This window comes from Pseudomonas sp. 5.2, assembly GCF_059025405.1.
The window spans coordinates 75122-86767 of the sequence record NZ_JBYBHH010000015.1 but is presented as its reverse complement, the minus strand read 5'-3'; the positions used below and the strand labels follow the sequence as shown (position 1 = coordinate 86767).

Below are 11646 nucleotides of genomic sequence, written 5' to 3'. Positions count from 1 at the left end.
CATGGACATCCTGAAGAGCCGCCGGCGTTTCCTGATGCAATTGGCTGCGGCGGGTACGCTGTTGCCGCTTAGCAGCAGTGGGTTTGCTCAATTTCTGCTGCAGGGGGAACGGCAGGTGCCCCGTCTGAAAGTGGTGTTCTTCATCGTGCCGGACGGCTTGGCAGTTGACTCGTACAGCGGCGGCTACGGTGACGGCCTGTGGTTTCCGCGTGCGGTAAGTGATGACAGCACTAACTTCGAGTTAAACGCAGTCAGTCAGGAGTTGGCAGATTACCGCGACCAGTCACTGTATTTGCAGGGCATCATCGTAGCCTCGGGGCAGGGCGGTCATGGTGCCTGGAACTACGCATTGCGTGATAACAAGGGGCAAATGAGTTCCATAGACAAGATTTTGGGAGATGCGATGCCTGGCACTCAGCCAACCCATCGCAGCCTGTTTGCTGGCCCGCATGCGGGCATCGACAACACGCCTTGGTATGTGTCTTGGGATGGGGACAAGATCAGGGCGCCTCAGCAGAACCCCGTGCGTCTTTACGAGTCGGTGTTTGGTGCGACCTCCCGCGCGGTGCGCGATAGCCAGTCACGCAACGCCCACGTTTTTGACCCGATTAGGGCCGATATCGCAGAACTCAGAGGGCGCGTGGCAGGCGCCCAGCGAGAAAAGCTGGTGACTCATCTGGATGCGTTAGAGCAGGTCGCCAAGGATCTGGAAGGGGCGATACCCTCAGTTTGTGAACCGTTGTCGCTGGAAGATCACCCGATCAGTTCGGCGCAGTTCCGCAATGAAGTTCAGGCCGGCCATCACAAGGTAGTGGCCGCGGCCTTGGGTTGCGGTGTGACCCGTGTTGCGACGGTGCAGGTTGGGCGTTCTGCCGAGTCGCTGAATATTCTTGATGTCAGCGCCAGCACCAACCCCCATGACTGCGCTCACCGTTATGCTGGCGAGGAAGTCTGGAGAGGGTCCAGGCAGTGGTATGTACGACAGGTGAAACTGTTCATGGATGAGCTGGCTCGCTACAGCGATCCTGATGTGCCAGGCGACAGTCTGCTCAAACATACCTTGGTGGTCTTCACCAGCGAAATGGCCGACGGCGCGCCAGAGCATATGATGAACATGCCCATGGTACTCATGGGTGGCGCCAGTGGCCTTCTGCGCAATGGCAGCGGGAATGGCCGCTATTTCAGTATCAAGAGCCAGTGGGATCGGGAATTGCACTCGGATGCAAAACTCAGGTTTGTCGACATGCAACGCATCTGGTCAACGATCGCGCTGGCCGCCGGGACCTCGGTTCCTTATGCCGGCAACGTGTCGCCGGTGACTGGCATCTTCACCAACGTAACCTGACCTAGACCGGTACCCCCAGCAGGACGAAGGACGGGTGAAACTGCACCCTGGCCTCGTCACCCGCCTTCAGGCCCTGCTGGGCCAGCCACGCTGTTTCGGCGAGTGCACACAGCGTCTGGCCATTGCCCAGTGCCATGCGCAATTCACTGCTGCCCCCTTCCTCAGCCAAGACTTCCTCGATACAAGCCGTCAGGCAGTTACTGCCTGGCTCCGGCTCATCATCAGCCCCCAGCAGTTGAACCCATCCGGCCTTGAGCAACGCCACTACCATGCGGCCCAAGCTCAGCTCCAAACGCTCGGTACTGCCGCGGGTGATCAAGGCTTCTATCTCCAGCCCGCCGCCCAGTGCCAGGCTGACGCGGTCATGGCGCCCCTCCCTGCGCAATGCGCTGACCTGGCCTTGCAGCTGGTTGCGGGCGCTGGTGCGCAACATCAAACGCCCGAGCAGGTCGAGGTCGCTGGAGTCTTCGGCCGCTTCCAGGATCTGTGCCTGCAAGGCCTGCAAACGCTGGTACAGCCGCAGCACCCGCTCGCCTTCGGCCGACAGACGTGCGCCACCGCCGCCACGCCCGCCGGTGCTGCGCTCGACCAGCGGCTGGCTGGCCAGGTTGTTGAGCTCATCAATGGCGTCCCAGGCGGCTTTGTAGCTGATGCCGGCAGCCTTGGCGGCGCGGGTGATCGAGCCTTGCTCGGCGATGTGCTGGAGCAAGGCAATGCGTTGCGGGCGGCGAGCGATGTGCTGGGTGAGGAGAGCGGGCAGGGACATGATGGCGCCTATCTGAGACTGACCCGTCAAGCTTGCCCCGGTTTTGCCGTGCGTGCCAGGCAATACACATCGACCCGTCGCGCACCGGCCTCTCGCAGCAGTGTGGCAATGGCCTGTGCGGTGGCGCCGGTGGTTAGCACGTCATCAACCACGGCCACATGCAGGCCCTTGAATGCGCCCTCTTCAGTCAGGGCAAAGGCCCGCTGCAGATTGCGCCGACGCGCCTTGGCATCCAGGCTTTGCTGCGCGGGTGTGTCGCGTGTGCGCTGCAGCAAACGCTCGTTGAAGTTGATTGCCAGGCGTTTCGACAGCCAGCCCGCCAACATGCCGGCCTGGTTGAAACCGCGCTCGCGCTGTCGACGCCTGGCCAGTGGTACAGGTAACAGCAGGTCAGGCCTGGCCAAGCCTTCCGCGTAGCGATGCTGCAGGCCATGGCTCAACATTTCGGCCATCAAAAGCCCCAGCGGCCATTGGCGGTTGTGCTTGAAACGGCTGATCAGCGTATCCGCAGGGAAGCCGTAATGCCAAAGCGCGACGACCTGATCGAAGGCCGGTGCGCGGCGGCTGCACTGGGCACAGGTAAGCTCGGCCATTGGTAGCGGCAGCGCACAGCGCAGGCAGTATTCACTTAACCATGGCAGCTCCTGCTCGCATGCGACGCATAAAGGGTAGGGCTGTTCGGCAGTTTCATCGCACAGCAAACAGTTATGGTTAATATTTGTACACTTGTAAACCAGTGCTTTTATCCAAGGTTGACAGTTCATAGGCCTTCCATGACTATGCGAGCTATCCGTGATGCGCTGGCGGGCTTTCCTGTCCCGGCGCCAGTTACAGCCTAAACAAGGAAACGCCGATGAGCGCCAGCACAACTGCAACAACACGTCACGACTGGACCTTGGCCGAGGTCAAGGCGCTGTTTCAGCAACCGTTCAATGACCTGCTGTTCCAGGCGCAGACCGTGCACCGCGCGCACTTCGACCCGAACCGTGTTCAGGTTTCGACCCTGCTGTCGATCAAGACCGGTGCCTGCCCAGAAGATTGCAAATATTGTCCGCAGTCCGGCCACTACAACACCGGGCTGGAAAAACAGAAGCTGATGGAAGTGCAGAAGGTGCTGGAAGAAGCCGCCCGCGCCAAAGCCATCGGCTCGACCCGCTTCTGCATGGGCGCGGCGTGGAAGCACCCGTCGGCCAAGGACATGCCCTACGTGCTGGAGATGGTCAAAGGGGTGAAGGCCATGGGCCTGGAAACCTGCATGACCCTCGGCAAGCTCGACCAGGACCAGACCCAGGCGCTGGCCCAGGCCGGCCTCGACTACTACAACCACAACCTCGACACCTCGCCGGAGTTCTACGGCAGCATCATCACCACCCGCACCTACAGCGAGCGCCTGCAGACCCTGGCCTATGTGCGCGATGCCGGGATGAAGATCTGCTCTGGTGGCATCCTCGGCATGGGCGAGTCGCTGGACGACCGCGCCGGCCTGCTGATCCAGTTGGCCAACCTGCCGGAGCACCCAGAGTCGGTGCCGATCAACATGCTGGTCAAGGTCGCTGGCACGCCGCTGGCCGAGGAAGAAGATGTCGACCCGTTCGATTTCATCCGCATGCTGGCGGTGGCCCGCCTGCTGATGCCCAAGTCGCATGTGCGCCTGTCTGCCGGCCGCGAGCAGATGAACGAACAGATGCAGGCACTGGCCTTCATGGCTGGCGCCAACTCGATCTTCTATGGCGAAAAACTGCTGACCACCGCCAACCCGCAGGCTGATAAAGACATGCAGCTGTTCGCCCGCCTCGGCATCAAGCCTGAGGCCCGCGAAGAGCATGCTGATGAAGTGCACCAGGCGGCCATCGAGCAGGCGCTGGTCGAACAGCGCAGCAGCGAGATGTTCTACAACGCAGCATCGGCCTGAGATGGCCTTTGACCTGGCGGCGCGCCTGGCCGAACGGCGCGCCGCAGACCTGTATCGGCAACGGCCCCTGCTGGAAAGCCCGCAAGGGCCTGAGGTGGTGGTCGATGGCCAGCCGCTGTTGGCGTTTTGCAGCAATGATTACCTGGGCCTTGCCAACCACCCCGAGGTGATCGCTGCGTGGCAGGCGGGCGCCGAGCGGTGGGGTGTCGGTGGCGGGGCGTCGCACCTGGTGGTTGGCCACAGCACGCCGCACCACCAGGTCGAGGAGGCCCTGGCAGAACTCACTGGGCGCCCGCGCGCGCTGTTGTTCTCCACCGGCTACATGGCCAACCTGGGTGCAATCACCGCGCTGGTGGGGCAGGGTGACACGGTGTTGCAGGACCGCCTTAACCACGCGTCCTTGCTCGACGGCGGGCTGTTGAGCGGCGCCCGTTTCAACCGCTATCTGCACAACGCCCCGGCCAGCCTGGCAAGCCGCCTGGACAAGGCCGTCGGCAATACCCTGGTGGTGACCGACGGGGTGTTCAGCATGGATGGCGACCTTGCCAATTTGCCGGCGTTGGCCAAGATTGCCCGCGCCCGCGGCGCCTGGCTGATGGTCGATGATGCCCATGGCCTGGGCACGTTGGGTGCGCAAGGTGGCGGTATCGTCGAGCACTTCGGCCTGGGCCTCGATGATGTGCCTGTGCTGATCGGCACGCTGGGCAAGGCCTGCGGTACGGCGGGGGCCTTTGTCGCCGGCAGCGAAGCGTTGATCGAAGCGCTGGTGCAGTTTGCCCGGCCCTATATCTACACCACTAGCCAACCCCCGGCGCTTGCCTGCGCGACACTCAAGAGCCTGGAGCTGCTGCGCCGCGAAACCTGGCGCCGTGAGCACCTGGCTGCGTTGATTCGCCAGTTCCGCCTGGGTGCCGAACAGATCGGCCTGCAGCTGATGGACAGCCCGACGCCGATCCAGCCGATCCTGATTGGCGACAGCGCACAAGCGCTGCGCCTTTCGCAGATGTTGCGCGAACGTGGCTTGCTGGTGACGGCAATTCGCCCGCCCACCGTGCCTGCCGGCAGTGCACGCTTGCGGGTTACCTTGAGCGCCGCGCACAGCGAGGCGCAGGTGCAGCTATTGTTGAATGCATTGGCCGAGTGTTATCCACAGCTGGAGGCCGCCGATGCGTAACCGACTGATCCTTCTCCCCGGATGGGGCCTGGGTACTGCTGCGCTGGAGCCGTTGGCGGCCAGCCTGCGCGCCCAGGATGCCCGACTGCAGGTCGAACTGATGCCCCTGCCGGAGCTGGCCGACGCCGATGTACAGGCGTGGGTCGACCACCTTGACCGCAAGTTGCCCAGTGATACCTGGCTGGGCGGTTGGTCGCTGGGCGGCATGCTCGCCAGCGAACTTGCGCGCAAGCGCGGCGACCACTGTTGCGGACTGCTGACTTTGGCCAGCAATCCAAGCTTCGTGGCCCGTGCCGATTGGCCCCACGGCATGGCCGATGACACCTTCGGGACCTTCCTTGATGGGTGCCGCAGCCATACCTCCGTAACCCTCAAGCGTTTCCGCAGCTTGTGCAGCGACGGCGCCCAACAGCCTCGTACCCTGCTGCGCCAGCTGGGCGTCGGTGTGCCGGATACCGACCCGCTGTACCTCGCCACCGGGCTGGAAGTACTGGCCCAGCTGGATACCCGCGAGGCACTGCAGGCCTATGGCGGTCCGCAACTGCACTTGTTTGCCGGCAGCGACGCACTGGTGCCGGCGGAAGCTGCCAAGGCCCTGAGCGAACTGTTGCCAGACGTGGAAGTGGGCCTGGTCGAAGAGAGTTCCCACGCGTTCTTGCTGGAGTACCCACAGGAGCTGGCGGCGGGTATCAAGAGTTTTCTGCATGAGAGTGGCGATGACTGACCTTTCCCGTCCGACCCTGCCCGGCGCGCTGCCGGACAAGCGCCAGGTGGCGGCCTCGTTTTCCCGCGCGGCGGCCAGCTACGACAGCGTCGCGGCGTTGCAGCGCGACGTCGGCCTGAACCTGTTGGGCCAGTTGCCAGAGGGCTTGGCACCGTCGCGCTGGCTGGACCTGGGCAGCGGCACCGGCCACTTCAGCCGGGTGCTGGCTGAGCGCTTCGCGCAGGCCAGTGGCGTGGCGGTGGATATCGCCGAAGGCATGCTGCGCCATGCCCGCAACGAACAGCGCGGCGCGCAGTACCACGTGGCCGGCGATGCCGAGCGCTTGCCGCTGCGCGATGCCAGCGTCGATCTGGTGTTCTCCAGCCTGGCGGTGCAATGGTGCGGGCAGTTCGCCAGTGTGCTGGACGAGGCGCGCCGGGTGTTACGCCCAGGCGGGGTGCTGGCATTCAGCAGCCTGTGCGTCGGCACGCTCGATGAGCTGCGTGCCAGCTGGCAGGCTGTGGATGGCCTGGTGCATGTCAACCGCTTCCGCCGCTTTGACGATTATCAGCGCCTGTGCGCGGGCAGTGGCTTCGAGCAGGTAGCGCTGCAGCAGCGCGCGCACGTGCTGCACTACCCCGATGTACGCAGCCTGACCCACGAGTTGAAGGCGCTTGGCGCGCACAATATCAACCCGGGCCGGCCTTCGGGCCTCACCGGCCGTGCCCGCATGCAGGGCTTGTTGCAGGCGTACGAGGCATTTCGCCAGCCTCAGGGGCTGCCCGCCACTTACCAAGTGGTCTATGGTGTGTTGCGCAAGCCACAGGCGTAAGGGGAGTCAGATGAGCCAGGCCTATTTCATTGCCGGTACCGATACCGATGTCGGCAAGACCACGATTGCTGCCGGCCTGCTGCATGCAGCGCGGTTGCAGGGCATGAGCACATTGGGCGCCAAGCCGGTGGCGTCGGGTTGCACGGTAACCGCAAAGGGGCTGCGCAACAGCGACGCACAGGCGCTGATCGATGAAAGCACGATCAAATTGCCGTACGAACAGGTCAACCCATTCGCCTTCGAGCCTGCGATCGCACCCCATGTCGCCGCACGCGAGGCCGGCGTTACGCTGGGTGTACCCGAGCTGCTGGTGGCGATGCGCAACGTGTTGCAGCAAAACGCCGACTTCACGTTGATCGAAGGCGCCGGTGGCTGGCGTGTGCCGCTGTCGGGCCAGGCCAACCTGTCTGACCTGGCCATTGCCCTGCAACTGCCGGTGATCCTGGTGGTTGGGGTGCGCCTGGGCTGTATCAGCCATGCCTTGCTCAGCGCCGAAGCGATTGCCCGCGATGGGCTGCAACTGGCGGGCTGGGTGGCGAATATCATCGAACCGCGCACATCGCGCCTGGAAGAAAACCTGGCCAGCCTCGCCGAGCGCTTGCCGGCGCCTTGCCTGGGGCGGGTACCGAAGTTGAAGCTGGCGAGTGCCGATATGGTGGCTGAGCATTTGCAGCTGGATTTGCTGGATTAACGGCCGCTGCCTATCGACTGGCACTGGGCCATTAACGATTTAAACGGGCCTTTTCTGCCATCTGCTGCTTTAATGAGGCCTGTTCGTCATCCAGCGTCAATGGAGTCCTGACATGGAAATCACCGGCAGCTCCGCCTATTACGCGGGCCTCAGCGCAATCCAAAGCGGCCAGAACCGCGTCGATCAAGCCGCCAGCCAGATCGCCAACAATACCGCCGAACGCACCGCCACCAGCCAGTCGAGCGACTTCCAGGCTGAGCGTCTGCGCGCTGTTGATCGCAGCCAGCAGATGGACTTGGCCACCAGTACCGTGCAACTGGCACTGGGCAAACATGAAGTGGAGCTTGGCGCGAAAGTCGTCAAGGCATCCGACGAAATGCTCGGCCGGATCATCGACACCTACGCCTGATCCCTCGCGGCACTCAACTTAGCGACTCTTCCTTTGTGGGCGCGGGCTTCCCTTGCGCCTCATTGCGCCCCTGCGCGCCCTCTGTAGGAGCAGCCTTGTGCTGCGAAGAGGCCGCTAAACACCCTGGGAATGTTCATTTTTATTGCTGGCCTCTTCGCAGCACAAGGCTGCTCCTACAAGGGGTTGTGTTGATTTAAGGCGTGGGGTGGCGTAAACGCCATTTTTCGTGGCGCAAATGGCACTATCGTCCCTTCTTGACATCCGCTCGCGCTAAACGTAAGTTTCAAACAACTGTTTGATCGACGGCCGCCAAGCCTTGCCGGCAGTTCCGATCACCCCCGAACTCATCACAGAGGTTCATCGCAATGCCTGACTACAAAGCCCCCTTGCGTGATATCCGTTTCGTTCGCGATGAACTGCTCGGCTACGAAGCGCATTATCAGAGCCTGCCGGGTTGCCAGGACGCCACGCCCGATATGGTCGACGCGATCCTCGAAGAAGGCGCGAAGTTCTGTGAGCAGGTACTGGCCCCGCTGAACCGCGTTGGCGATCAGGAAGGCTGCACCTGGAGCGAGTCGGGCGTGAAGACGCCGACCGGTTTCAAAGCGGCCTACGAGCAATTCGTCGAAGGTGGCTGGCCGAGCCTGGCCCACGACGTGGCCCACGGCGGCCAAGGCCTGCCAGAGTCGCTGGGCCTGGCCCTGAGCGAGATGGTCGGTGAGTCGAACTGGTCGTGGGGCATGTACCCAGGCCTGTCCCATGGCGCGATGAACACCATTTCCGAGCACGGCACCGAAGAGCAACAGCACACCTACCTGACCAAGCTGGTCAGCGGCGAGTGGACCGGCACCATGTGCCTGACCGAGCCGCATTGCGGTACCGACCTGGGCATGCTGCGCACCAAGGCCGAGCCACAGGCCGACGGTTCGTACAAAGTGTCCGGTACCAAGATCTTCATCTCCGCCGGTGAGCACGACATGGCCGATAACATCGTCCATATCGTCCTGGCCCGCCTGCCCGATGCACCGGCCGGCACCAAAGGCATCTCGCTATTCATCGTGCCCAAGTTCCTGCCCAACGCCGAAGGCGCTATCGGTGAGCGCAACGCGGTGACCTGTGGCTCGATCGAGCACAAGATGGGCATCCACGGTAACGCCACCTGCGTGATGAACTTCGACGGCGCTACCGGCTACCTGATCGGCCCGGCCAACAAAGGCCTGAACTGCATGTTCACCTTCATGAACACTGCTCGCCTGGGCACCGCGCTGCAAGGCCTGGCCCACGCCGAAGTGGCGTTCCAGGGTGGCCTGAAATACGCCCGTGAGCGCCTGCAGATGCGTTCGCTGACCGGCCCTAAAGCCCCTGAAAAGGCGGCTGACCCGATCATCGTCCACCCGGACGTGCGCCGCATGCTGCTGACCATGAAGGCCTTCGCCGAAGGCAACCGCGCCATGGTCTACTTCACCGCCAAACAGGTGGATATCGTCAAGTACAGCCAGGACGAGGAAGAGCGCAAAAAAGCCGACGCCCTGCTGGCCTTCATGACCCCGATTGCCAAGGCCTTCATGACCGAAGTCGGTTTCGAGGCTGCCAACCACGGCGTGCAGATCTACGGTGGCCATGGCTTCATCGCCGAGTGGGGCATGGAGCAGAACGTGCGCGACAGCCGTATCTCCATGCTGTACGAAGGCACCACCGGTATCCAGGCGCTGGACCTGCTTGGCCGTAAAGTGCTGATGACCCAAGGCGAAGCGCTGAAGGGCTTTACCAAGATCGTGCACAAGTTCTGCCAGGCGCAGGAAGGCAATGAGGCGGTCAAAGAGTTCGTTGAGCCGTTGGCGGCCATCAACAAGGAATGGGGCGAGCTGACCATGAAAGTGGGTATGGCCGCCATGAAGGATCGCGAAGAAGTGGGTGCCGCTTCGGTCGATTACCTGATGTATTCCGGTTACGCCTGCCTGGCTTACTTCTGGGCCGACATCGCCCGCCTGGCTGCCGAGAAGTTGGCTGCCGGTACTGAAGAAGTGGCGTTCTACACCGCCAAGCTGCAGACCGCGCGCTTCTACTTCCAGCGCATCCTGCCGCGCACCCGTACCCATGTGGCGACCATGCTGTCGGGTGCTGGGAACCTGATGGCGATGGACGAAGAGCACTTCGGCCTCTCTTACTGATCCACCGCGTGCACAAAAACCCGCCTGCCCTCACCGGCAGGCGGGTTTTTTTATTCTGCAGCCAGATGCCTGTGTAGGAGCAGCCTTGTGCTGCGAAGAGGCCATAACGGCCACAGAAAATCGTTTGTCATACCGGCCTCTTCGCAGCATAAGGCTGCTCCTACACAGGGGCGGCATCAGACTGTATTCAACTGTTCACGCGCGCTGCCGATGAAATAAGGGCACAATGCCACTATTGATCTGCCGGGTTGGAGATTACCCTTGTTTCGTCTTGATGCTGTACGCGTAACCCACTTCCTGCCTTCGCTGTTTCTCTTGCTGGCAGGCCTTGCGGCGGCTTACGTAAGAGACCTCAGTGTCTTTTTCACATCGCTGTTCAATGTCTTGCCCACCTTGGTACTGCTATTGGGCGGTGCCTACTGCGCCGTCTACCGACGCCAGCGTGAGCTGTTTCTGATGGTGACGGTGTACATCGCCTACTTCCTGCTCGACACCCAGACCGACTTCTACCGCGACAACGGCCACGTGCGTGCGGACGCCGCGGTCATCTTCCACTTGGTGTGCCTGCTGCTGCCGGCCCTGTTCGGGCTGTATGGCGCCTGGCAGGAGCGCACCCACCTGCTGCAGGACCTGGTCGCCCGCTTCGCAGTGTTGTTCGCTGTTGCCAGCGTTGCGGTGGCACTGGAGCAAAGCTACCCCGATGCGCTGCTGGCCTGGCTGGCGGAGATCCGCTGGCCGGCCTTGCATGGCCAGTGGATGAGCTTGATCCAGATGGTCTACCCGCTGTTCCTCGGCGTGTTCATCCTGCTGGTGGTGCAGTACCTGCGTGCGCCCAGGCCGTTGCATGCGGCGCAGGTCATTGGCCTGATCGGCCTGTTCTGGATGCTGCCGCAGACGTTCATCCTGCCGTTTACCCTGAACATCATGTGCAGCCAGGTGATGTTGATGATTGCCGCGGCCGTGGCGCACGAGGCCTATCAGATGGCCTTCCGCGACGAGCTGACGGGCTTGCCGGGGCGCCGTGCTTTGAACGAGCGCATGCAGCGGCTGGGGCGCAACTATGTGATCGCCATGACCGACGTCGACCACTTCAAGAAATTCAACGATACCCACGGCCACGATGTCGGCGACCAGGTGTTGCGCCTGGTTGCCAGCCGGTTGTCCAAGGTCACCGGTGGCGGCCGCGCCTACCGTTATGGTGGCGAGGAATTCGCCCTGGTCTTTGCGGGCAAGACGGCTGAAGAATGCGTGCCGCATGTGGAAGCTGTGCGCGGGGTGATTGCTAACTATGCGATGCAGCTGCGCGACCAGAACAGCCGACCGCAGGACGACTCGGCTGGGCGCCAGCGCCGTGCAGGCAGCGGCGCGGGTACGGTGTCGGTGACCATCAGCATCGGTGTGGCCGAGCGCCAGGCCGATCATCGCAACCCGGAGGCGGTGCTCAAGTCGGCCGACCAGGCGCTGTACAGCGCCAAAGAGGCCGGGCGCAATTGTGTCATGGTGCATGGGCAACAATCGCAGCGTGGGGCGGTCCGCATGGCGTGACCAAACAAGACTATACGGTCAGCTGATGACCCTATGTCTCGTAAAAGTTGTTCGGTTACACTGCCTGCAACCCAGTGTCGCGGTTCCCCGAGACCGCC

At 62.6% G+C, this 11646-nt stretch carries 11 protein-coding genes; 9 read left to right on the top strand and 2 right to left on the bottom strand.

The features are described from left to right. Position 1 precedes the first annotated feature (1 nt). Positions 2-1345 carry a DUF1552 domain-containing protein gene (locus AC5PZ0_RS21440; protein ID WP_493855700.1) on the top strand — a complete coding sequence of 448 codons (1344 nt, stop codon included), beginning with the start codon at positions 2-4 and terminating at the stop codon, positions 1343-1345. Between the two features lies 1 nt (position 1346). Here the strand turns inward: AC5PZ0_RS21440 and AC5PZ0_RS21435 are convergent, their stop codons facing one another. Then, on the bottom strand, positions 1347-2111 hold the full coding sequence (locus AC5PZ0_RS21435; protein WP_493855699.1) for a TOBE domain-containing protein: 765 nt from the start codon (positions 2109-2111) through the stop codon (positions 1347-1349). Between the two features lie 26 nt (positions 2112-2137). Then, on the bottom strand, positions 2138-2875 hold the full coding sequence (locus tag AC5PZ0_RS21430) for a double zinc ribbon domain-containing protein (RefSeq protein WP_493855718.1): 738 nt from the start codon (positions 2873-2875) through the stop codon (positions 2138-2140). A gap of 89 nt (positions 2876-2964) precedes the next feature. Between AC5PZ0_RS21430 and bioB the strand changes: the two genes are divergently transcribed. The 8 genes from bioB to AC5PZ0_RS21390 all read left to right on the top strand — a co-directional run bounded on the left by bioB (position 2965) and on the right by AC5PZ0_RS21390 (position 11548). Then, positions 2965-4023, top strand: a complete 1059-nt coding sequence (gene bioB / locus AC5PZ0_RS21425) for a biotin synthase BioB (RefSeq protein ID WP_027594348.1) — start codon at positions 2965-2967, stop codon at positions 4021-4023. A gap of 1 nt (position 4024) precedes the next feature. Then, entirely contained in the window at positions 4025-5197 is a 1173-nt protein-coding gene (gene bioF, locus AC5PZ0_RS21420; RefSeq protein ID WP_493855698.1) for an 8-amino-7-oxononanoate synthase, read from the top strand. After that, positions 5190-5921, top strand: coding sequence for an alpha/beta fold hydrolase (locus AC5PZ0_RS21415; RefSeq protein WP_099428153.1), 732 nt, complete (start codon positions 5190-5192; stop codon positions 5919-5921). Before bioF ends, AC5PZ0_RS21415 begins: the two co-directional genes overlap by 8 nt. Continuing rightward, the gene (gene bioC / locus AC5PZ0_RS21410) at positions 5914-6732 is read left to right on the top strand and encodes a malonyl-ACP O-methyltransferase BioC (protein ID WP_085274059.1); all 819 of its coding nucleotides are present in this window, start codon (positions 5914-5916) and stop codon (positions 6730-6732) included. The genes AC5PZ0_RS21415 and bioC overlap by 8 nt, the downstream gene beginning before the upstream one ends. A 10-nt stretch (positions 6733-6742) precedes the next feature. After that, on the top strand, positions 6743-7423 hold the full coding sequence (gene bioD / locus AC5PZ0_RS21405; protein ID WP_493855697.1) for a dethiobiotin synthase: 681 nt from the start codon (positions 6743-6745) through the stop codon (positions 7421-7423). Positions 7424-7535: 112 nt separating this feature from the next. After that, complete coding sequence (locus tag AC5PZ0_RS21400; protein ID WP_099428155.1) at positions 7536-7832, top strand: pyrroloquinoline quinone biosynthesis protein PqqE; 297 nt, start codon at positions 7536-7538, stop codon at positions 7830-7832. 365 nt (positions 7833-8197) lie between these two features. Beyond that, positions 8198-10003, top strand: a complete 1806-nt coding sequence (locus AC5PZ0_RS21395) for a phenylacyl-CoA dehydrogenase (protein ID WP_027594354.1) — start codon at positions 8198-8200, stop codon at positions 10001-10003. Between the two features lie 261 nt (positions 10004-10264). After that, a complete protein-coding gene (locus tag AC5PZ0_RS21390; protein ID WP_265968338.1) occupies positions 10265-11548 on the top strand; it encodes a GGDEF domain-containing protein in 1284 nt (427 codons plus the stop codon). Positions 11549-11646: the final 98 nt, after the last annotated feature.

What these genes read in the sequence shown, in the direction of transcription:
- AC5PZ0_RS21440 (WP_493855700.1), top strand. Translation starts at nt 2, where the DNA reads ATGGACATCCTGAAGAGCCGCCGGCGTTTCCTGATGCAATTGGCTGCG.
- AC5PZ0_RS21435 (WP_493855699.1), bottom strand. Translation starts at nt 2,111, where the DNA reads ATGTCCCTGCCCGCTCTCCTCACCCAGCACATCGCTCGCCGCCCGCAA.
- AC5PZ0_RS21430 (WP_493855718.1), bottom strand. Translation starts at nt 2,875, where the DNA reads ATGAACTGTCAACCTTGGATAAAAGCACTGGTTTACAAGTGTACAAAT.
- bioB (WP_027594348.1), top strand. Translation starts at nt 2,965, where the DNA reads ATGAGCGCCAGCACAACTGCAACAACACGTCACGACTGGACCTTGGCC.
- bioF (WP_493855698.1), top strand. Translation starts at nt 4,025, where the DNA reads ATGGCCTTTGACCTGGCGGCGCGCCTGGCCGAACGGCGCGCCGCAGAC.
- AC5PZ0_RS21415 (WP_099428153.1), top strand. Translation starts at nt 5,190, where the DNA reads ATGCGTAACCGACTGATCCTTCTCCCCGGATGGGGCCTGGGTACTGCT.
- bioC (WP_085274059.1), top strand. Translation starts at nt 5,914, where the DNA reads ATGACTGACCTTTCCCGTCCGACCCTGCCCGGCGCGCTGCCGGACAAG.
- bioD (WP_493855697.1), top strand. Translation starts at nt 6,743, where the DNA reads ATGAGCCAGGCCTATTTCATTGCCGGTACCGATACCGATGTCGGCAAG.
- AC5PZ0_RS21400 (WP_099428155.1), top strand. Translation starts at nt 7,536, where the DNA reads ATGGAAATCACCGGCAGCTCCGCCTATTACGCGGGCCTCAGCGCAATC.
- AC5PZ0_RS21395 (WP_027594354.1), top strand. Translation starts at nt 8,198, where the DNA reads ATGCCTGACTACAAAGCCCCCTTGCGTGATATCCGTTTCGTTCGCGAT.